At 72.3% G+C, this 19,073-nt stretch carries 21 protein-coding genes; 14 read left to right on the forward strand and 7 right to left on the reverse strand.

All coding sequences use genetic code 11. From position 1 onward, the window contains the following. Window positions 1-68: 68 nt before the first annotated feature. Both moaA and ABT294_RS33880 read left to right on the forward strand, forming a co-directional pair. Window positions 69-1,058: a GTP 3',8-cyclase MoaA gene (moaA, locus tag ABT294_RS33875; protein ID WP_350810470.1), complete on the forward strand. Its 990-nt coding sequence runs from the start codon at window positions 69-71 to the stop codon at window positions 1,056-1,058. 213 nt (window positions 1,059-1,271) lie between these two features. After that, on the forward strand, window positions 1,272-2,057 hold the full coding sequence (locus tag ABT294_RS33880) for an NTP transferase domain-containing protein (protein WP_350810387.1): 786 nt from the start codon (window positions 1,272-1,274) through the stop codon (window positions 2,055-2,057). A gap of 316 nt (window positions 2,058-2,373) precedes the next feature. Here ABT294_RS33880 and ABT294_RS33885 read toward each other — a convergent pair whose 3' ends face one another. Next, window positions 2,374-2,688 (reverse strand): DUF3099 domain-containing protein, encoded by a 315-nt coding sequence (locus ABT294_RS33885; protein ID WP_350810388.1) that lies wholly within the window; start codon window positions 2,686-2,688, stop codon window positions 2,374-2,376. Window positions 2,689-2,787: 99 nt separating this feature from the next. Between ABT294_RS33885 and ABT294_RS33890 the strand changes: the two genes are divergently transcribed. After that, complete coding sequence (locus ABT294_RS33890) at window positions 2,788-3,000, forward strand: dodecin (RefSeq protein WP_350810389.1); 213 nt, start codon at window positions 2,788-2,790, stop codon at window positions 2,998-3,000. Window positions 3,001-3,145: 145 nt separating this feature from the next. On the opposite strand, the gene ABT294_RS33895 is transcribed toward ABT294_RS33890, so the two are convergent. After that, a complete protein-coding gene (locus ABT294_RS33895; protein WP_350810471.1) occupies window positions 3,146-4,501 on the reverse strand; it encodes a metallopeptidase TldD-related protein in 1,356 nt (451 codons plus the stop codon). 38 nt (window positions 4,502-4,539) lie between these two features. Further along, window positions 4,540-6,033, reverse strand: coding sequence for a TldD/PmbA family protein (locus ABT294_RS33900; protein WP_350810390.1), 1,494 nt, complete (start codon window positions 6,031-6,033; stop codon window positions 4,540-4,542). A gap of 77 nt (window positions 6,034-6,110) precedes the next feature. Between ABT294_RS33900 and fabG the strand changes: the two genes are divergently transcribed. Together fabG and fabI are read left to right on the forward strand one after the other, a co-directional pair. Beyond that, entirely contained in the window at window positions 6,111-6,806 is a 696-nt protein-coding gene (gene fabG, locus ABT294_RS33905; RefSeq protein ID WP_350810391.1) for a 3-oxoacyl-ACP reductase FabG, read from the forward strand. Window position 6,807: 1 nt separating this feature from the next. Then, window positions 6,808-7,572 (forward strand): enoyl-ACP reductase FabI, encoded by a 765-nt coding sequence (gene fabI, locus ABT294_RS33910; RefSeq protein WP_350810392.1) that lies wholly within the window; start codon window positions 6,808-6,810, stop codon window positions 7,570-7,572. Here the strand turns inward: fabI and ABT294_RS33915 are convergent, their stop codons facing one another. Both ABT294_RS33915 and ABT294_RS33920 read right to left on the reverse strand, forming a co-directional pair. Next, complete coding sequence (locus ABT294_RS33915; protein ID WP_350810393.1) at window positions 7,573-8,415, reverse strand: hypothetical protein; 843 nt, start codon at window positions 8,413-8,415, stop codon at window positions 7,573-7,575. It lies immediately after the preceding gene. A gap of 127 nt (window positions 8,416-8,542) precedes the next feature. After that, window positions 8,543-9,490: an aldo/keto reductase gene (locus tag ABT294_RS33920; RefSeq protein ID WP_350810394.1), complete on the reverse strand. Its 948-nt coding sequence runs from the start codon at window positions 9,488-9,490 to the stop codon at window positions 8,543-8,545. Between the two features lie 64 nt (window positions 9,491-9,554). On the opposite strand from ABT294_RS33920, the gene ABT294_RS33925 reads away from it, so the two are divergent. The 5 genes from ABT294_RS33925 to mshC are packed head-to-tail and all read left to right on the forward strand — an operon-like array spanning window position 9,555 to window position 13,468. After that, a complete protein-coding gene (locus ABT294_RS33925; RefSeq protein WP_350810395.1) occupies window positions 9,555-10,241 on the forward strand; it encodes an MSMEG_4193 family putative phosphomutase in 687 nt (228 codons plus the stop codon). 9 nt (window positions 10,242-10,250) lie between these two features. Further along, window positions 10,251-10,799 carry a DUF3090 domain-containing protein gene (locus ABT294_RS33930; protein ID WP_350810396.1) on the forward strand — a complete coding sequence of 183 codons (549 nt, stop codon included), beginning with the start codon at window positions 10,251-10,253 and terminating at the stop codon, window positions 10,797-10,799. Continuing rightward, complete coding sequence (locus tag ABT294_RS33935; protein ID WP_350810397.1) at window positions 10,796-11,560, forward strand: SCO1664 family protein; 765 nt, start codon at window positions 10,796-10,798, stop codon at window positions 11,558-11,560. Before ABT294_RS33930 ends, ABT294_RS33935 begins: the two co-directional genes overlap by 4 nt. A 23-nt stretch (window positions 11,561-11,583) precedes the next feature. Further along, the gene (locus tag ABT294_RS33940) at window positions 11,584-12,234 is read left to right on the forward strand and encodes an NRDE family protein (RefSeq protein ID WP_350810398.1); all 651 of its coding nucleotides are present in this window, start codon (window positions 11,584-11,586) and stop codon (window positions 12,232-12,234) included. A gap of 10 nt (window positions 12,235-12,244) precedes the next feature. Then, window positions 12,245-13,468, forward strand: a complete 1,224-nt coding sequence (mshC, locus tag ABT294_RS33945) for a cysteine--1-D-myo-inosityl 2-amino-2-deoxy-alpha-D-glucopyranoside ligase (protein ID WP_350810399.1) — start codon at window positions 12,245-12,247, stop codon at window positions 13,466-13,468. Window positions 13,469-13,475: 7 nt separating this feature from the next. Here mshC and ABT294_RS33950 read toward each other — a convergent pair whose 3' ends face one another. After that, a complete protein-coding gene (locus ABT294_RS33950; protein WP_350810400.1) occupies window positions 13,476-14,663 on the reverse strand; it encodes a glycosyltransferase in 1,188 nt (395 codons plus the stop codon). A 496-nt stretch (window positions 14,664-15,159) separates the two neighbouring features. Between ABT294_RS33950 and ABT294_RS33955 the strand changes: the two genes are divergently transcribed. Both ABT294_RS33955 and ABT294_RS33960 read left to right on the forward strand, forming a co-directional pair. Beyond that, complete coding sequence (locus ABT294_RS33955; RefSeq protein ID WP_350810401.1) at window positions 15,160-15,753, forward strand: D-glycero-alpha-D-manno-heptose-1,7-bisphosphate 7-phosphatase; 594 nt, start codon at window positions 15,160-15,162, stop codon at window positions 15,751-15,753. 110 nt (window positions 15,754-15,863) lie between these two features. Continuing rightward, window positions 15,864-16,142 (forward strand): WhiB family transcriptional regulator, encoded by a 279-nt coding sequence (locus ABT294_RS33960; RefSeq protein ID WP_502912189.1) that lies wholly within the window; start codon window positions 15,864-15,866, stop codon window positions 16,140-16,142. Here the strand turns inward: ABT294_RS33960 and def are convergent. Further along, complete coding sequence (gene def, locus ABT294_RS33965) at window positions 16,078-16,563, reverse strand: peptide deformylase (RefSeq protein WP_350810403.1); 486 nt, start codon at window positions 16,561-16,563, stop codon at window positions 16,078-16,080. The two genes, ABT294_RS33960 and def, sit on opposite strands and share 65 nt — an antisense overlap. A gap of 258 nt (window positions 16,564-16,821) precedes the next feature. On the opposite strand from def, the gene ABT294_RS33970 reads away from it, so the two are divergent. Together ABT294_RS33970 and ABT294_RS33975 are read left to right on the forward strand one after the other, a co-directional pair. Further along, window positions 16,822-18,012: a uroporphyrinogen-III synthase gene (locus ABT294_RS33970; RefSeq protein ID WP_350810404.1), complete on the forward strand. Its 1,191-nt coding sequence runs from the start codon at window positions 16,822-16,824 to the stop codon at window positions 18,010-18,012. Between the two features lie 203 nt (window positions 18,013-18,215). Then, window positions 18,216-19,010 (forward strand): sirohydrochlorin chelatase, encoded by a 795-nt coding sequence (locus ABT294_RS33975; RefSeq protein ID WP_350810405.1) that lies wholly within the window; start codon window positions 18,216-18,218, stop codon window positions 19,008-19,010. The last annotated feature ends 63 nt before the right edge of the window (window positions 19,011-19,073 follow it).

Genomic DNA, 19,073 nt, shown 5'->3' on the forward strand with positions numbered 1-19,073 from the left:
GGCGATTTTGGGGCGCTGCGGACGTACGTCGTAGGCTTGGTCTGGTGATCGGACAGGAGGTGAAGCGGGTGTTGCGAGACTCGTTCGGACGGGTGGCCACCGATCTCAGGGTGTCCCTCACGGACAAGTGCAACCTGCGCTGCACCTACTGCATGCCGCCCGAGGGTCTCGACTGGCTGCCCAACGCCCAGCTCCTGACCGCCGACGAGATCGTCAGGCTCGTCGCCATCGGCGTCGAGCGGCTCGGCATCACCGAGGTCCGCTACACGGGGGGCGAGCCGCTGCTGCGGCGCGAGCTGCCCGACATCGTCGCCCGCACCACGGCGCTCGAACCGAGGCCGCAGGTGTCGCTGACCACCAACGGCATCGGCCTGGCCCGCCTGGCGCCGGCGCTGGCCGACGCCGGGCTCGACCGGGTGAACGTCTCGCTCGACACGCTCGACCGCGACACCTTCCAGAGGCTCAGCCACCGCGACAGGCACGCCGACGTGATCGCCGGGCTCGCCGCCGCCGACGAGGCGGGCCTGCGACCGGTCAAAGTCAACACGGTGCTGATGCGCGGCCTGAACGACCACGAGGCCGTGCCGCTGCTCCGCTTCTGCCTCGACAAGGGGTACGAACTGCGCTTCATCGAGCAGATGCCGCTCGACGCGCAGCACGGCTGGAGCCGCGAGAACATGATCACGGCCGACGAGATCCTCGGCCTGCTGTCCGGCGCCTTCGACCTCACCGCCGACGACCTCGAGGAGCGCGGCAGCGCCCCGGCCGAGCGGTTCCTGGTCGACGGGGGGCCCGCCAGGGTGGGCGTGATCGGCTCGGTGACCCGTCCGTTCTGCGGGGCGTGCGACCGCGTCAGGCTGACCGCCGACGGGCAGGTCCGCAACTGCCTGTTCGCCACCGAGGAGTCGGATCTGAAGACCCCGATGCGCGCCGGCGCGTCCGATGACGAGCTGGCCGAGCGGTGGATCGCCGCCGTGGCGCGCAAGCGGGCCGGGCACGGCATCGACGACCCGTCGTTCCTGCAGCCGGCCCGCCCGATGTCGGCGATCGGCGGCTGACCTCCCCGCCTGTAGAAGGCGCCCTGCGCCCTCACCCCCACCCGGCGCGCCCGAATCCGGCCCCACGCGCGCCGGGATCCTGTCGCGAGCGTGAGGATCCCGCCGCCGCCGGAGTCCCGCCCTGCGCGCCGGCCTGATTCCGCCGCGCGCCCCCGGACCGGGCGGCGGCGGGGCGGCCGCTTCGCGCGGCTGAGCGCTGAGTACCTTGGGGGCGTGGAGTACGACGCGGTGGTCCTGGCCGGGGGAGAGGCGCGGCGGCTCGGCGGCGCGGACAAGCCCGGCCTGACCGTCGGCGGCAGGACGATCGTCGAACGCGTCGTGTCCGCCGTGCCCGACGCGGCCCGGGTGGTCGTGGTCGGCCCGGAGCGCGGACTGCCCGGCGTCGTCTTCACCCGCGAGGACCCGCCCGGCGCAGGCCCCGTGCCCGCACTGCGCGCCGGCCTGGCCGAGGTGAGGTCCCCCCGCCTGGTGCTGCTCGCCGGTGACCTGCCGTTCCTGCGGGCGCGGGACGTGGCCGCCCTCCTGGAGGCGCCAGGCGGCGGCGCCGTCGCGCTCGACGACGGCGGCCGCGAGCAGTGGCTGCTGGGCGCCTGGAGCACCGAGACGCTGCGCGAGGCCCTGCGGCGGTACGCGGGACGCTCGCTGCGCGGCCTCCTGGAACCCCTGGTCACGGCGCGGCTGACGTTGCCCGGACGCCCCTGGTTCGACTGCGACACAATGGACGACCTGGAGGAGGCGCACATGAACGTGCTGAACGAGTGGACCGCGCTGGCCTGCAAGGAGCTGGGCGTCGACCCAGCCAGGGTCGACCGCGACGTGATCCTGGAGCTCACCAAGGAGGTGGCGCACGGCGTGGCCAGACCGGCGGCCCCGCTGACCGCCTACCTGCTCGGGCTGGCCGAGGGGGCGGGCACCGCGCCCGAGGGGGCGGTGGACCGGCTCACCGTCCTGGCCAGGAACTGGGGCACGGCCACGGCCGAGACGCTGACCGACGGCTGACACTCGAACGAACTCGCCGTGTCAAGACCTGGGTGAACCTGAAGATTTCCTGGCAATTCCATGCGCGGCGGCTGGAAACCGCTTTCGGGAAAGCGGTCCTATCCAATGCGGGACCGACGACAGCCGAAATGATCATGAAAGGTGAGGGTTGCTCAGAAAAGGGGCGACGCCGGGTGGTTACGGGGGCAAACCACCCGGCGTCGCTTCATCGGCGTTCCGACGGGGGCCCGGAACGCCGGCACCAGCACTCCGACGGGGGACCGGAGTGCGTGCCTAAAGCGTACACCTACAACCCATGGGATGCGTCAAGACTTAGTCACGACCCGATCTCGCGCCGGTGCATCGGTATCTCGCTTTGGTTAGCCTCAGGGCTGTGAAACACCGGGGGAGGGGCGCCTGCTTCCCTCTCATTGGCCCCGATAACCGCTATGTATGGCAAAAAGACGGCACCGGCGATGAACAACATCCGGTACGGCCACGGCACGGGTACCACCACGGCCAGGATCAGGCAGATCGTGCGGATGCCCATCTTGATGAGGTAGCTGACCTCGCGCCGGCGGATGTCGGCGGTGAGCGACGGCTTCGCGTCGGTGACCTGGTGGATGTCCGGCTTCTTGCGCCACCCCTTCATACCTTCAACGGTAGACCCAGGGCCCCGCGGTCGCGACGGCGCTCCTGGCCGACCGCGGAGGTCATGCGATCATGGCCTTCGAGTAAGGAGGATTCGGAGATGACGGATCGTACGTATCGGGTCACCGAGATAGTCGGAACGTCGGGGGAGAGCGTCGACGACGCCATCCGCAACGGGCTCCGGCGCGCCTCGCAGACGCTGCGTCACCTCGACTGGTTCGAGGTGACGGAGATCCGCGGCCACATCGACGCGGGAGAGGTCGCGCACATCCAGGTGGGCATGAAGGTCGGCTTCCGCCTGGAAGACGCCTGACGGCCCGCTACAGCCGCTCACACGGCGCCGCGCGCCCGGGGTCGGGGCCGGGCGCCTGACGTCGCCCTGGGGCGTCGGCGCGCGGCCGACGCCCCAGGGCGCACCCTTCGCCGGCGCCCCGGCGGCTGTGCCCGAAGGGCCGGGGTCAGCTCGCCTGGCTGACCGTGGACATGTTGAAGTCCGGCACCCGGACCGCGGGCATCACCGTGCGCTGGAAGTAGTCGTTCCACTCGCGCGGCAGGGTCCGCTCGCTCGCGCCGATCTCCGTCAGGCGGCCCAGCAGGTCGACCGGGCTCTCGTTGAAGCGGAAGTTGTTCACCTCGCCCACCACCTCGCCGTTCTCGACGAGGTACACGCCGTCGCGCGTCAGCCCGGTGACCAGCAGCGTCTGCGGATCCACCTCGCGGATGTACCACAGGCAGGTGATCAGCAGGCCGCGCTCGGTGGAGGCGACCATCTCCTCCAGCGACCGCCCGCCCTCGGGCCCCCGCATGATCAGGTTGTCGATCGCCGGGGTCACAGGCAGCCCGCTCAGCTCCGCGGAGTACCGGGTCTGCAGCAGGGCCTGCAGGCGTCCGTCCGCGATCCAGTCGGTCTTCGCCAGCGGCAGGCCGTTGTCGAAGACCGAGCTCTCGCGGCTGGAGGCGTGCGCGACGACGAACGGCGACGCCTCGACGCCGGCCGCGCGGGGATCGCTGGAGATCGTCACGGGCAGCGTGGCGAGCTGCTCGCCGACGCGGGTGCCGCCGCCCTGTCTGGCGAACACCGACCGGCCGTCGAGCGCGTCCCTGGCGCCTGCGGACCACAGCAGGTAGATCATCAGGTCGGCGACCGCGCTCGGCGGCAGCAGGGTCTCGTAGCGGCCCGCCGGAAGGTCCACCCGGGTCTTGGCCCACTCCAGCCGCTGGGCCAGGGAGGAGTCGAGCGCGGCGACGTCCACGTCGGTGAAGTCGCGGGTCGCCACACCCGTCCAGGCCGAACGCTTGAGGTCGGCGGACTTGGCGTTGAGCTCCAGCCGCCCGGACGGCTGGTCGTGACGCAGCCGCAGCCCGGTCGAGGTGCCGAGGAAGGTCGAGGTCAGCGAGTGCTCGGCGAAGCCGTACAGCCTCCTGCCGCCCGCGTCGGCGGCGGCGAACGCCTCGCCGAGCGCGGGCGCGAAGCCCTCGAACACGCCGATGTCGGTGGGCGTGACCGGCTCGGCCCAGCCCGGGGACGCGGGCAGCCCGTCGAGCAGCGGCCTGGCGTCCTCGGCGGGCTGCGCCTCACGCGCCGCCCTGTCGGCCGCGGCCACCACATCGGCGAGCTGGTCGGGCCTGACCGCGGCCCGCGAGACCACACCCACCCCCTGGCCCGCGATCGAGATCACCGTGAGCTGCGCAGAACGGGCCACGCCGTTGGTGGTCAGTGTGTTGCCGGCGAAGCGCAGGTTGGCCGTGGACCCTTCGTCCGCGATCACCACGCAGCCGTCGTTCTTGGAGAGCTCCAGGGCCCGCTCCACCATCTCCTGGGGAGAGGCCTGGGCCCGCAAGCCGCGCTCGTTCACTTCCCGCCCTCCTGCACGGTGTTGAGGATCCGGACGCCCCTGAACAAGGCCGAGGGGCAGCCGTGGCTGACCGGGGCGACCTGCCCCGGCTGGCCCTTGCCGCAGTTGAAGGCGCCGCCCAGCACGTACGTCTGGGGGCCGCCGACGGCCTCCATCGACCGCCAGAAGTCCGTCGTCGTCGCCTGGTAGGCGAAGTCGCGCACCTGCCCTGACAGCCGCCCGTCGACGATCCGGTACGCCCGCTGCCCGGTGAACTGGAAGTTGTACCGCTGCATGTCGATCGACCAGCTCTTGTCGCCGACGATGTAGAGGCCGCGTTCGACCCCGGAGATCAGCTCGTCGGTGGACGGCCCGCCGGGGGCGGGGGCGAGCGACACGTTGGCCATCCGCTGGATCGGCATGTGGCCGGGCGAGTCGGCGAACGCGCACCCGTTGGAGCGCCCGAACCCCTTCATCAGCGCCATCCGCCGGTCGAGCTGGTAGCCGACCAGCACGCCGTCCTTGACGATGTCGAAGCTCTGCCCCAGCACGCCCTCGTCGTCGTAGCCGATCGTCGCCAGCCCGTGCTCCACGGTGCGGTCGCCGGTCACGTTCATCACCGGCGACCCGTAGACCAGCTCGCCGAGCTGGTCGAAGGTGGCGAAGCTGGTGCCCGCGTAGGCCGCCTCGTAGCCGAGCGCCCGGTCCAGCTCGGTGGCGTGGCCGATCGACTCGTGGATCGTCAGCCACAGGTTCGACGGGTCGATCACCAGGTCGTGCTCGCCCGGCTCGACCGACGGCGCGGCCAGCTTCTCCGCCAGCAGCTCGGGCAGCTGGGCGAGCTCGGCCTTCCAGTCCCACCCGGTGCCCGTCAGGTACTCGTAGCCGCGCCCGACCGGCGGCGCCAGGGTCGACATGTCGTCGAACCCGCCCTCGCCCGCCTTCATCGCGTTGAGGCGCGGGAAGACGCGCACCCGCTGCTGCGTGGTGGTCGTGCCGGTCGTGTCGGCGTAGAACTTCTGCTCCTTGACCTGCAGCAGCCGCGCCGAGACGTGGTCGGCGCCCTTGAGCAGGGCGGCCGACCAGTCGGCGAGCAGGCCCACCTTCTCCGCCGACGGCACCTCGAACGGGTCGACGGCGTAGGACGACACCCAGACGGCCTCGGAGTGGACCGGCTCGGGTGCCAGCTCGATGGGTTCACGGTTGATCGGCGCGCTCACCTCGGCCACCCGCACCGCCTGCTCGGCCACCTTCACGGCGGCCTCGGGGGTCAGGCGGATGCCCGCGGCGAAGCCCCACGTGCCGCCCTTGACGACACGCACGGCGTAGCCGAGGTCGTCGGCGTCCATGGAGCCTTCGAGACGGGCGTCGTAGAGGCTGAGGGTCTCGGCTCTGACACGTTCCAGCCGGAAGTCGGCGTGCTCGGCGCCCAGCTCGCGGGCGCGTTGCAGGGCGGCGTCCGCGAGCTGCCCGAGCGGCAGCTCCCGGAAATCGGGGTCGATCTGGCGCATGTCCACGATCCTAACCCCGTGATCTTGTGTCCCCCGGACAAGCGAATACCCGCCGGTAGGGGATAGCGTCAGATGCCATGGCACGCTCTGTACTCGTCACCGGGGGCAATCGCGGCATAGGCCTCGCGATCGCCCGTGAACTCGCCGCCGCGGGCGACTCCGTCGCGGTCACCTACCGATCGGGGGAGCCCCCTGAGGGGCTCTTCGGCGTCCGGTGCGACGTGACCAGCATGGCCGACGTCGAGGCCGCCTTCGACAAGGTCGAGGCCGAGCAGGGCCCGGTCGAGGTGCTGGTCGCCAACGCGGGCATCACCAAGGACACCCTGCTGGCCATGATGAAGGAAGAGACCTTCACCGACGTCATCGACGCCAACCTCACCGGCGCCTACCGGGTCGCCAAGCGGGCGATCAGGCCGATGATGAAGCTCAAGCGCGGCCGGATCATCCTGATCTCCTCGGTCGTCGCCATGCTCGGCTCGGCCGGCCAGACCAACTACGCCGCCTCCAAGGCCGGCCTCATCGGCTTCGGCCGGTCGATGGCGCGCGAATACGGCTCGCGCGGCATCACCGTCAACGTGGTCGCGCCCGGTTTCGTCGCCACCGACATGACGGCCGACCTCAACAACGAGGCCATCATCAAGAACATCCCGCTCGGGCGCCAGGCGTCGCCCGGCGAGGTCGCGCGCGTCGTCCGCTTCCTGGCGAGCGACGACGCCTCCTACATCACCGGGGCCGTGATCCCGGTCGACGGCGGACTGGGAATGGGGCACTGACATGGGAATTCTCGAAGGCAAGCGGATCCTCGTGACGGGCGTGCTCACCGACGCCTCGATCGCCTTCTCCGTGGCCAAGCTGGCCCAGGAGGAGGGCGCCACGGTCGTGCTGACCGGTTTCGGCCGGCTCAGCCTGGTCGAGCGCATCGCCAAGCGGCTCCCGGAGCCGCCGCCGGTCCTCGAGCTGGACGTGCAGAGCACCGAGCACCTCGACACGCTGGCCGCCAGGGTCGGCGAGCACGTCGACGGCCTCGACGGCGTCGTGCACTCCATCGGCTTCGCCCCGCAGAGCGCGTTGGGCGGCAACTTCCTCAACACCGCCTGGGAGGACGTCTCCACGGCGCTGCACGTGTCCACGTACTCGTTCAAGTCGCTGGCCGTGGCCTGCCTGCCGCTGATGAAGGAGGGCGGCTCGATCGTCGGCCTCGACTTCGACGCCTCCAAGGCGTGGCCCGTCTACGACTGGATGGGCGTGGCCAAGGCGGGCCTGGAGTCGGCCAACCGCTACCTGGCGCGCGACCTGGGCAAGCACAACATCCGCGTCAACCTGGTCGCGGCCGGACCGCTGCGCACGATGGCGGCCAAGTCCATCCCGGGCTTCAAGGAGTTCGAGGACAGCTGGCCGGAGAAGGCCCCCCTGGGCTGGGATCTGTCCGACACCGTGCCCGCCGCCAAGGCGTGCGTGGCGCTGATGTCCGACTGGTTCCCCGCCACGACGGGTGAGATCGTCCACGTCGACGGCGGAGTGCACGCGATAGGGGCCTGATCAGGCCAGCCGGTGCCGCCCGTTGCCCGCCCTGCCCGGCTCGAACGGAATCGAGTCGGGCCGCCCGGCGTTCTGGCGCCGCTGCTGCACGATCCGCGTGGCCAGGATCGCCGAGGCCAGCAGCAGGATCGTCAGCGCGGTGCCCACCACGTCGGAGGCGGGCGGGCTGGGCCGCACCACGTGCTGGTCGCGCAGCGGCACGGTCAGCTCGCGGGCCAGGGGGTTGGGCCACAGCAGGTCGAGGTGGGCGTCGTCGGTGTCGACCGTGGGCTCGTCGTCGTCCTTGACCGGCTCCCGCGTGGAGTCCATCTGGTAGGTCTCGGTCTGCGGGTGGGTGGGGGCGTGCGTCGGCTGGACGGCGGTGTCGCGGTTCTTCTTGCGCGCTTTCGCGCTGGGCGTGGCGACCGGCTTCTCGGCCGTGTCGGTCGGCTGCGCGGGAGAATGGGTGTCGACGGTTCCCCGCTCCTCGCACGCCAGCACCGGCAGACAGACCTCGCCTAACGTCTCGGGCAGCAGCTCGGTGGTGCCGGGCGTCGGGCGCGTCTCGGACGAGGACGAGGCGGTGGGCTTGGCGGTGGGCACGGCTTCGCCCACCCTGCCCAGCACGCTGTCGGTGGTGTCGTTCAGCCCCTTCGTCACGGGCTTGCCGACCTTGCCCGTCAGCTTGTCGACCGTGCCCGTGACCGTGCCGACCACGTCGCACAGCCCGTCGGTCACCGGCGAGAGCAGGCCGCCGCCGCGCGGGCAGTCGCGGGCCAGTGCGGGCGCGGGCAGCGCGAGCACCGGGACGGCCGCCAGTGCCACCGCGAGGGCTCCAGCCGAGATCGCGGTCCTGCTCCCCATCAGTCTCCTCCCGCGTGCGCTTCCGGAGGAAATCTTTATGGACATCGCTCCCCGGACGCAGGCGATTCCTGGCAAAGTTGCGATTTGGTATCGACTAGTGATACGCGAGACTGTCTCTCGTTTCCGCTCAGTCGATCGACGACACGTCATCAAGAGCCTCGCGGATCTCTCTCGGCAGCACCACGTCCTCGGCCAGCAGCACGCCTTTGAGCTGCGCGTGCGTACGGGCCCCGACGATAGCCGACGCGACCCCCGGCTGGTCGCGCACCCACGACAGCGCCACAGCCAGGGGCGAGACCCCGAGGCCGTCGGCCGCGGTGGTCACGGACTCCACCACGCGGCGGCTGCGCTCGTCAAGGTAGGGGCGGACGAAGTCGGCGAAGTGGGGGGTGGCGGCGCGCGAGTCGGCCGGGATGCCGGTGCGGTACTTGCCGGTCAGCACCCCTCTGCCCAGCGGCGACCAGGCCAGCACGCCCGCCCCGACGTGGTCGGCGGCGGGCAGCAGCTCGCGTTCCGGCTCGCGGGCCAGCAGCGAGTACTCGGCCTGGGCCGAGATGATCGGGATCCGGCCGGGGGTCGCGCGCTGGGACACCGCGGCGGCGGCGAGCTGCCAGCCCGAGTAGTCGCACACGCCCGCGTAGACGGCGCGGCCCGAGGTGACGATCGCGTCGAGCGCCGCCAGGGTCTCCTCCAGCGGCACCTCCTCGTCGTAGGTGTGCAGCTGCCACAGGTCGACGTAGTCGAGGCCGAGCCGGTTCAGCGATTCGTCGACGGCGGCGATCAGGTGCCGCCTGGAGGCGTCGCGCGGCCTGCGGCCCGCGGGGGTCACCACGGCCTTGGTGGAGATCACCAGCTCCGAGCGCGGCACCGACTCGCGCAGCATCCGGCCGAGCAGGCGCTCGGCGTCGCCCGCCGTGTAGACGTCGGCCGTGTCGACGAGCGTGCCGCCGGCGTCGACGAAGCTGCGGAGCTGGGCCGCCGCCTCCTCGGCGTCGGTGTCACGCCCCCAGGTCATCGTGCCGAGCCCCACCCGGGACACCGACAGGCCGCTACGGCCCACATAGCGCTGCTGCATGGTCCCGCCAGGTTACCGCCCGGGCGTGTGAAACGCCGTGATCCACGCCTGCGACACTTACGGGGTGACGACGCTGCTTCTCGCCCGCCACGGGCTGACCGACCTGACGGGTCCGGTGCTGGCCGGCCGCACTCCCGGCGTCCATCTGAGCGAGGCGGGCAGAGCGCAGGCGGCCGCGCTGGCCGGGCGCCTGGCGGGTGTCCGGCTCGACGCGATCGTCTCCAGCCCGCTGGAGCGCTGCCAGGAGACCGCGCAGGCCGTCGCGGAGGGGCGCGGGGCCGAGGTGCGGACCGACGAGCGGTTGGTCGAGTGCGGGTACGGCGAGTGGACCGGGCGGCCGCTGAAGGAGCTGGCCGAGGAGCCGCTGTGGCGGGTGGTGCAGGCGCATCCGAGCGCGGCGGTCTTCCCCGGGGGCGAGTCGCTCGCCGACGTGCAGCACCGGGCGGTGGCCGCGGTCCGCGACTGGAACCGGCGCGTGGGGGAGAAGGGTGTCTACCTCGCCTGCAGTCACGGCGACGTGATCAAGGCGATCGTCGCCGACGCACTGGGGCTCCACCTCGATCATTTTCAACGGATTACCGCCGATCCGGCGGCCCTCACCGTCATTCGCTATGCCCCCTTGCGTCCCTTTGTTCTCAGGATTAACGATATGGGGGAATTGCGGCTCCCCGAGGATTCGGAGGAGAAAGACGGGGGAGAAAACATCACCGGGAGCGATGCCGCCGTCGGCGGTGGACCCGGAACCACGTAAGGTCAGGCTATGCCGGTCTTCGACTACGACCCACCAGAGAGGTTCGTGGCCGGTGCCCTGGGGCAACCGGGCGCGCGAGCCTTCTTTCTGCAGGCCAGGGCCGAGGGCAGACTGACCACGGTGGCACTGGAGAAACTCCAGGTCGCGGCGCTCGCGGGCAGGCTCGACGAGCTGCTCGACGAGGTGCTGCGCCGCAGCGGGGGCACCGCGCAGGTGCCCGCCGTGGCGCCCGCCGACCTGGCCGACGACGCGCCTCTCGACGTGCCCGTCGCGGAGGACTTCCGGGTGGGCACGATGGCGCTGGCCTGGGACCCCGACACCTCCCAGGTAGTGATCGAAGCGCAAGAGATCATCGACGAAGACGATCTGGACGCACCCGAGCCCGCCATGCTGCGGGTGCGTATCAGCGCGGGGGCCGCTCGGGCGTTCACCCGGCGCGCGCTCCAGATCGTCGCCGCCGGACGGCCGCCGTGCCCCCTGTGCGGGCAGCCGCTCGACCCGGAAGGACACGTCTGCGTGCGCCTCAACGGATACCGCGGGGGTGAGGCGGCCTCATGAGCGCCTCCGAGAGCGAGCCCGCTCTCATGCCGACCCACCCGTCCCCCATCCAAGACGAACGAGCGCTGAAGCTTCTCCGCGACGGGCACCTGGAGGTGGCGGGCCGCCTGGTCGAGGCCACCAACATGACGCTGTACTGCTCGGTCTCGCTCAACGGGAGCACCGCCGCCTGCGTCTACAAGCCGGTACGCGGCGAGCGCCCGCTGTGGGACTTCCCCGACGGCACCCTGGCCGCCCGCGAGGTCGCCGCGTTCGAGGTCTCGCAGGCGACCGGCTGGCAGATCGTGCCGCCGACGGTCTACCGCGACGGCCCGTTCGGCCCCGGCATGTGCCAGCTGTGGATCGACACCGAGCGCGAGGTCGACCTGATGCGGCTGGTGCGCAGCCGCAACCCGCTGGTGCGCCGGATGGCGGTGTTCGACGCCGTGATCAACAACGCCGACCGCAAGGGCGGCCACCTGCTGCCCCTGCCGACGGGGCATGTCTACGGCGTCGACCACGGGGTCTGCTTCGCCGCCGAGGACAAACTGCGCACCGTCCTGTGGCAGTGGCGGGGCAAGCCGCTGGCCCGCGAGGCGGTCGGCGTGCTGGCCAAGCTCGACCGCGACCTGGAGTCGGGCGCGCTCGGCCGCAGGCTGCGCGAACTGCTGACGCTCGCCGAGGTCGAGGCCACCTGGAAGCGGGTCAGGCGGCTGCTCGACACCGGGGTGCACCCGTACCCGTCGGAGGACTGGCCGGCCATCCCCTGGCCGCCCGTCTAACCCCGTTTACTACGCTTTGCGGCATGTGCACGCTGATCGTGAAGACCGGGCAGCCGCTCACGCTCATGGGCGTCCGCGACGAGTACGCCGACCGGCCCTGGGAGGGGCCGGGGGAGCACTGGCCGGAGTACCCCGGCGTGCTCGGCGGGCGCGACCTCAAGGCGGGTGGCACCTGGCTGGCGGTCGCCCCCGGCCCGCGCCGCGCCGCCGCGCTGCTGAACGGGCGCGGCCGGCCCGCCCCCGAGACCACCAGGATCTCCCGCGGGGACCTGGCGCTGCGCGCCGTCTCCGCGGGGGAACTGCCCGAGCTGGACCTGACCCGGTACGACCCCTTCCACCTGGTGCTCGCCGACCTGACCCGGGTGCGCCTGTACAGCTGGGACGGCGAGCGCCTGAGCGTCGGCGAGCTGCCCGACGGCACCAGCATGGTCGTCAACACCGGCCTCGACCCGGCGAACGAGCGGGTGGCCGCCTTCCAGCCCCGCTTCGAGAGCACGGCCGACTGGGGGGAACTCATCACCGACCCGCCGTCGGACGACCCGGCAGCGCTGATCATCCGGCACGAGTTGCCCGACGGGCGCGTCTTCGCGTCCCTGTCGGTCATGCGCGTCACGCTCGCCCCCGAAGGTGTGACGTACGGATTCACCGACTTGACCGCTGATCGGGACAGATAGGCTCAAAGGCATGAGATCGTGGTCCGCCCCGAACGTTCCCAAGCTCCCCGGTGAGAGCGTCCCGCTGCGTCTCTACGACACCGCGTCCAGGCAGGTGAGGCAGACCGACCCGGGCCCCACGGCCCGGATGTACGTCTGCGGCATCACCCCCTACGACGCCACCCACCTCGGCCACGCCAACACCTACCTGGCCTTCGACCTGGTGGGCCGGGTCTGGCGCGACATGGGGCACGAGGTGCACTACACCCAGAACGCCACCGACGTCGACGACCCGCTGCTGGCGCGGGCAGAGCAGACCGGCGTCGCCTGGCAGGACCTCGCCGAGCGGGAGATCCAGCTGTTCCGCACCGACATGGAGGCGCTGCGCGTCCTGCCGCCCCGCGAGTACGTCGGCGTCACCGAGGTCGTCGGCAGGGTCGCCGAGCTGATCGCCGGCCTGGCGGCCAGAGGGGTCACCTACACGCTCGACGGCGACGTGTACTTCAGCGTCGCCGACGCCCCCAAGTTCGGCCAGGTGTCCGGCTACGACGAGCAGCAGATGCTGGACCTGTTCGCCGAGCGCGGCGGCGACCCCGGCAGGCCCGGCAAGCGCGACCCGCTCGACTGGCTGCTGTGGCAGGCCGAGAGGCCGGGTGAGCCGGCGTGGGAATCACCGCTCGGCCGCGGACGTCCCGGCTGGCACGTCGAGTGCACCGCGATCGCGCTCGACAACCTGGGCGCCGGGTTCGACGTGGCGGGCGGCGGCTCGGACCTGATCTTCCCGCACCACGAGTGCGGGGCGTCCGAGGGGCACGCCGCCACCGGCGAGTGGCCGTTCGCCAAGTTCTACACGCACGCCGGCATGGTCGCGCTCGACGGCGAGAAGATGTCGAAGTCCAAGGGCAACCTGGTGTTCGTGTCCAAGATGCGCCTCCAGCACGACCCGATGGCGATCAGGCTGGTGCTGCTGGCCCACCACTACCGCGAGGACTGGCAGTACACGCCCGCCCAGATCACCGAGGCCGAGGCCCGGCTGGCCCGCTGGCGCTCGGCCACCGGGCTCGCGTCCGGGCCGGACGCGGCCGAGCTGCTGGCAGGGGTGCGGGAGCGGCTCGCCGACGACCTCGACACGCCAGGGGCGCTGGCGCTGATCGACGCGTGGGCCGAGCGGGCGTCGGCGGGCGACGGCTCCGACCCGTCGGCTCCGGGCCTGGTCCGCGACCTGGCCGACGCCCTCCTCGGCGTCGCGCTCTGAGCCCCGGCTACCCCCCGAGCGTGGCCAGCGGGCGGGGCCTGTCGTTGATCACTCGCGAGTACACCGCCTCCGTCTGCTCGGCCACGCGCGGCCAGCCGTAGCGTTCCCTGGCTCGGCGCGCTCCGGCCGCGCCGAGCGCCTCGCGCCTGCCCGGGTCGTCCAGGACGGCGCGCAGCGCCCTGGCCAGCGCTCTGGGACGGCGAGGCGGCACCAGCAGCCCGCAGCCCGCGACCGTGTCCAGATGGCCGCCGACCGCCGACGCCACCACCGGCACGCCGCACGCCATCGCCTCGATCGGCACCATGCCGAACGGCTCGTACCAGGGCACGGTGACCACCACGTCGGCCGAGCGCATCAGCGCGGGCACCCGCGCCCGCGGCACGCTGCCGATCAGGCGGACCCGGCCCTCCAGCCCGTACCCGGCGGCCAGCCCGCGCAGCCGCACGGCCTCCTCGTCGTGGCAGTGCCCGCCCGCCACCACCAGGTCCGCCTGGGGGAGCCGGCGTAACGCCCTGATCACGGTGTCGACGCCCTTACGCGGCACCAGGCGGCCGATGCTGAGCACCAGCGCGCGCTCGCCGCGCGGCGCGACGGGCCCCGAGGGGGAGAACGTGCCCAGGTCCACCCCGCACGGCACGACCGCGATGCGCTGCTCGGACACGCCCATCGCGAGCAGCTCGGCCACCTCGTCGGCGCAGGTGGCCAGCACCGCGTCGGCGCGCTGGCCGATCTCCCGCTCGACCGCGAGGCGGTGCGCGGGGCTGGTGTCGGCCCGGCCCTGCCAGCGGCGCTTGACGGTGCCGAGCGCGTGGAACGTCTGCACCACCGGGATGTCACCGGCGGCCAGCAGCGCGGCCTGGCCGCTCATCCAGTAGTGGGCATGCACGATGTCCGGCCGGGTCCTGGCCCAGCGGCGGGCCAGCCGCTCGGCGAACTCCGGCATGTACGGAGCGAGCTCGTCCTTCGGCACGGGCGCGGCGGGGCCGGCCGTGACGTACTCGACGGTGACACCGGGAGCCAGCGGGACGGAGCCCGGCCGGACCGGATCAGAGCGCCGGGTGTGCACGGCGACCGCGTGGCCGCGTGCCGCCAGCGCGATCGCCAGCTGCGCGACGTGGACGTTCTGGCCGCCCGCGTCGACGCCGCCGATCGCCGCCAGCGGGTCCGCGTGTTCGGAGATCAGCTCAACTCTCACTGAATCAGCTCCCTTACTGCGTTGACCACCTGCTCGCTTGCCACCTGGGAGGGGGATGGATGTCCCGGCACCGGATGGGGGCGTGCCGGTCGCCGAGGGGGACGGCCCGCACGTCCACGTCCTGGCCTGCGCGGAGGCTGCCACGGGGACGACGGCGCACGTGCCACGGTCGGCTCTCGCGTGCGACTTCTTCCTGCCTGCTGCTACGTCGGGCTCCTCGTCCACGTCGGCGCCCGGCAACTGCCCCGGATCGCGGCCGTTATCCGGCAACCGCCCGTGAGCAGCGGCTTTCCCGTCATCGCCGGGCGCTGATCCGAGGAATCTCGTCGACCTCCTCCCGTGAGCAGAAGGGGCGCTACGGAGCGAAGCGGCCCTCGATCGAGATCGGTGCGTGAAATGGGTAAATATCCTGAATTGGCCCGCGATTGGTCACGATAAGTAGTTGTTTGTGCGGTAGGGCCACGGGTAGCTGCTGGGCACGTGACGGAGGTGAGAGGTGTTCGAACTACGACGTCCCGGCGCCGTGCTCTTCGATCGGGACGGAACCCTGATCAAGGACGTCCCGTACAACGGCGACCCCGACCGCGTGGAGCCCATGCCCGGAGCCAGGGAGGCGCTCGGCAGGCTGCGCCGGGCCGACGTCCCGGTGGCGGTCGTCACCAACCAGTCGGGCGTGGCCAAGGGCCTGCTCACGGCCGACGAGATGGACCAGGTCAACGCCAAGGTCGAGGAGCTGCTCGGCCCGTTCGACGCCTGGGCGATCTGCGTCCACGACGACGATGACGGCTGCACCTGCCGCAAACCCGCGCCAGGGCTGGTGATCAGGGCGGCGGCCGTGCTCGACGTCAGCCCTCGCGACTGCGTCGTGGTCGGCGACATCGGCAGGGACATGGAGGCCGCCAGGGCCGCCGGCGCCCGCGGCATCCTGGTGCCGACGCCCCAGACGCTGCGGGAGGAGATCCAGCAGGCCGCCGAGGTGGCCGAGGACCTCGCCGACGTGGTGGACCGGGTGCTGAGCGGGGCCGAGGTGGCCCGCCCGGTCGTGGCGGCCGTTCCCGCGCCGTGGTCCCGAGGCTGGAACCGCTGGTGAGGATCGCCGGGGACGTGCCGCGCCCCCGCCGCCCCCTCGCCGGCCCGCCGGAAGCGATATATCCCGATGTATGACCAAATTCGGAGTGGGTAGGGGCCCGAGGCATGATGATGCTCGACTGGTCGCGCAGAGCCGCCTGTCTCGGCATGGACCCGGAGCTGTTCTTTCCGATCTCGCTGGAAGGGCCGGGCCGGTCGCAGGTCGAGCGCGCCAAGAGGATATGCGACGGCTGCCCGGTCCGGCGGCCCTGCCTGGACTACGCCCTCCGGACCCACCAGTTCGACGGCGTCTGGGGCGGCACCGATCCCGATCAGCGCCGGGAACTCATGGTGAAGGCAGCGCCTCGGCGAGAAACAGTTCCCGCTCGTCCGCGTCCAGGTGATCACTGAAGAGCACCCCGTCGAGATGGTCGGCCTCGTGCTGGAGCACGCGGGCCAGCGTGCCGAGCGCCCGCACCGTCACGGGCTTGCCGAACATGTCGCGGCCACGCGCTGTGACCATGTAGGAACGTTCCAGTGGCCACCACACCCCCGGAGCTGACAGACAGGCCTCGTCGGCCGTGACGCGCTGCTCCGACAGCTCCAGCCTGGGATTGATCAGGTGCCCGGACCTGCCGTCGTAGGAGTAGACGAGCACGCGCAGCGACACCCCGATCTGCGGGGCGGCGAGCCCGGCCCTGCCGGTGCCGGATCGCAGCGTCGTGGTGAGGGACTTGACCAGTTGCCGGAGTTCCCGGTCGAAGTCGTGTACCGGCTCCGCCACCGAGCGGAGCACCGGATCGTCGAACACACGGATGGGCCGCACCTTCACGAGCAACTCCCCGATAGGTCACTCCGTCACGCAGAAGGTTCCCGGCTGCGCGGAGATCAACCGCGGGGGCTGTGCCTTGTAGCACAGCGGTAACAGAAGGGACCCAGGGGCGAAACCACCCGAAAGCACTATCGATGGCGTGATCTCACTTGCGGCTCACGTGCCTGTGATGCCTGGCCGGGTGCCCGGGGCCCGATCAGAGGCCCGGTCAGAGGCCCCGGCACGGCCGCCACACGACGGACACGTGGAGGTGTTCAGATGAGCGCGCTCCCCAGCGAGGACGCCCACGACGCTTTCGACGTCCAGCCCGCCGCGCTGGAGACCGCGCCTGACGCGCTGTCCGGCTTCACCATCGGCGTCACCGCCACCCGGCGGCGCGAGGAGTTCGGCGCGCTGCTCGAACGGCGCGGCGCGCGGGTGGTGAGCGCCCCAGCGATCAGGCTGGTGCCGCTCGAGGAGGACGGCGACCTGCTCGCCGCCACCCGGCTCAGCCTCGCCGGTCCGGTCGACGACGTCGTGGTCACCACGGGCGTCGGCTTCCGCGGCTGGATGACGGCCGCGGAAGGCTGGGGGTTGTCCGGCGACCTCGCCGCTCACCTGGCAGGCGCGCGCGTCCTGACCCGCGGGCCCAAGGCCAGGGGAGCGGTGCGCGCCGCCGGCCTCGACGAGCACTGGACGGCCGACTCGGCCTCCTGCGCGGAGATCCAGCAGTACCTGCTGTCGCAGGACCTGTCCGGACGCCGCATCGCGGTCCAGCAGCACGGCGAGCCGATGACCGAGTTCGTCGCCGGCCTGCGCGAGGCGGGGGCCGAGGTGATCGAGATCCCGGTCTACCGGTGGCTGCCGTACCGCGACACCTCGCCGCTGCGCCGCCTCATCAGCCAGACCCTCTCCGGTGCCGTGGACGCCGTCGCCTTCACCAGCGCACCCGCCGTGCACGCCATGCTGGGAGCCGCCCGCGCGGAGAGCCTGGAGGAGCCGCTGCTCGCCGCGTTCAGCGGCCAGGTCGTCGCCGCGTGCGTCGGCCCGGTGACGGCCGAGCCGCTGGCGTCGCGCGGCGTCCCGACGATCCAGCCGGAGCGCCCGCGGCTCGGCGCGCTCGCCAGGGCGCTGGCCAGGCACCTTCCCGAGCACAGCGTCACCAGGCTGACGGCGGGCGGCCATCGCCTGGAGATCCGCGGCCACGCGGTGGTGGTCAACGGCGAGCTGAAACCCCTCCCACCGGCCCCGATGGCCGTGCTCAAGCGCCTGGCGGACAAGCCCGGCCACGTGGTGTCGCGCTCGGACCTGCGCACCGTCCTGCCGGGCAGCCCCTCGCGGGACTCGGCGGAACACGCGGTGGAGATGGCGATCACCCGCCTGCGCCGCGCCCTCGGCCCCAGCGGCATCGTGGAGACGGTGGTCAAACGCGGCTACCGGCTGGCCTGCCTCCACGAGGCGACCCTGTGACCCGCCACCTCCCCCTCAACCAGCCCGAGGGGGCACGCCCGCCCGACCCCGCGGCTGATGCGGCCCGCCCGTTCGGTGGGGCTCGTCTGTCGGGTGCCGCGGCTGATGCGGCTCGTCCATTCGGTGGGACTCGTCTGACCGGCGGCACGGCTGATGCGGCTCGCCTGCCCGCTGGGGCTCGCCTGGCCGGCCCCACGCCCGGTGTGGTCGGGCCGCATGGGGGGACGTCCGACGCCGGGCGTCCGCGTGCGGGTGCCGCCGCGGCGCGTCGGTCCGGCGGCGCGGCAGGAGAGCCTGCGCTCGTCCTGGTCGCGCACGGAACCAGGAGCCGGGCAGGGGAGCGGACCCTGCGGGCACTGGCCGAGTCCGTCAGGCGGCTGCGGCCGGGGTGCCGGGTCGAACTCGGATTCCTGGAGCTGAGCAGCCCCCTTCTGGCGGATCTGCTGCCCTCGATCGCGGGCCCGGTGGTGGTCGTGCCACTGCTGCTGGCAGGCGGCTACCACGCCTACGTCGACCTGCCCCACGTCCTCGCCCGGGTCCGTCCGGACGCGATGCCGGCCGGGCGGCTCGGCCCGCACCGGCTGCTCACCTCCGCCCTCACCCGCGGCCTGGCGAGGGCGGGGCTGCGCTCGACCGACGCGGTCGTGCTGGCGGCGGCGGGCACGTCCGATCCGGCGGGACTGGCCGACGTGCGCCAGGCCGCCCACCTGCTCGCGCTACGGCTGTCGCGGCCGGTCACCGCCGCGTTCGCCTCGGCGGGCACCCCGACGCTCGCCGAGGCCATGGACCGCCTCAGGTCGGGCCCGGCCGCCCGGGTCGCGATCGCGTCCTACCTGCTGGCCCCCGGCTACTTCCACGACCGCCTGGCGGCCGCGGGCGCCGACCTGCTCAGCCCGCCGCTGGGCCCGGACCCGTACCTGGCGGCCCTGGTCTGGTCGCGCTTCGACGAGGCGCTGACAGCCGCGTCCCGCCCCACGGCCAGAGCCGCACACGGCTGACCGCACGGCTCCACCGCCGCGCACGGCTACCCGTGCAGCTCCATCTGCCAGGGTCGGCCGCGC

It is taken from the genome of Nonomuraea sp. NPDC000554 (genome assembly GCF_040300065.1).
GTDB lineage: Bacteria > Actinomycetota > Actinomycetes > Streptosporangiales > Streptosporangiaceae > Nonomuraea.

Coding starts and splice junctions, on each gene's coding strand:
- ABT294_RS33885 (WP_350810388.1), bottom strand. CDS start 2,688: ATGAAGGGGTGGCGCAAGAAGCCGGACATCCACCAGGTCACCGACGCG.
- ABT294_RS33890 (WP_350810389.1), top strand. CDS start 2,788: ATGACGGATCGTACGTATCGGGTCACCGAGATAGTCGGAACGTCGGGG.
- ABT294_RS33895 (WP_350810471.1), bottom strand. CDS start 4,501: ATGGTGGAGCGGGCCCTGGAGCTCTCCAAGAACGACGGCTGCGTGGTG.
- ABT294_RS33900 (WP_350810390.1), bottom strand. CDS start 6,033: ATGCGCCAGATCGACCCCGATTTCCGGGAGCTGCCGCTCGGGCAGCTC.
- fabG (WP_350810391.1), top strand. CDS start 6,111: ATGGCACGCTCTGTACTCGTCACCGGGGGCAATCGCGGCATAGGCCTC.
- fabI (WP_350810392.1), top strand. CDS start 6,808: ATGGGAATTCTCGAAGGCAAGCGGATCCTCGTGACGGGCGTGCTCACC.
- ABT294_RS33915 (WP_350810393.1), bottom strand. CDS start 8,415: ATGGGGAGCAGGACCGCGATCTCGGCTGGAGCCCTCGCGGTGGCACTG.
- ABT294_RS33920 (WP_350810394.1), bottom strand. CDS start 9,490: ATGCAGCAGCGCTATGTGGGCCGTAGCGGCCTGTCGGTGTCCCGGGTG.
- ABT294_RS33930 (WP_350810396.1), top strand. CDS start 10,251: ATGCCGGTCTTCGACTACGACCCACCAGAGAGGTTCGTGGCCGGTGCC.
- ABT294_RS33935 (WP_350810397.1), top strand. CDS start 10,796: ATGAGCGCCTCCGAGAGCGAGCCCGCTCTCATGCCGACCCACCCGTCC.
- ABT294_RS33940 (WP_350810398.1), top strand. CDS start 11,584: ATGTGCACGCTGATCGTGAAGACCGGGCAGCCGCTCACGCTCATGGGC.
- mshC (WP_350810399.1), top strand. CDS start 12,245: ATGAGATCGTGGTCCGCCCCGAACGTTCCCAAGCTCCCCGGTGAGAGC.
- ABT294_RS33960 (WP_502912189.1), top strand. CDS start 15,864: ATGCTCGACTGGTCGCGCAGAGCCGCCTGTCTCGGCATGGACCCGGAG.
- ABT294_RS33970 (WP_350810404.1), top strand. CDS start 16,822: ATGAGCGCGCTCCCCAGCGAGGACGCCCACGACGCTTTCGACGTCCAG.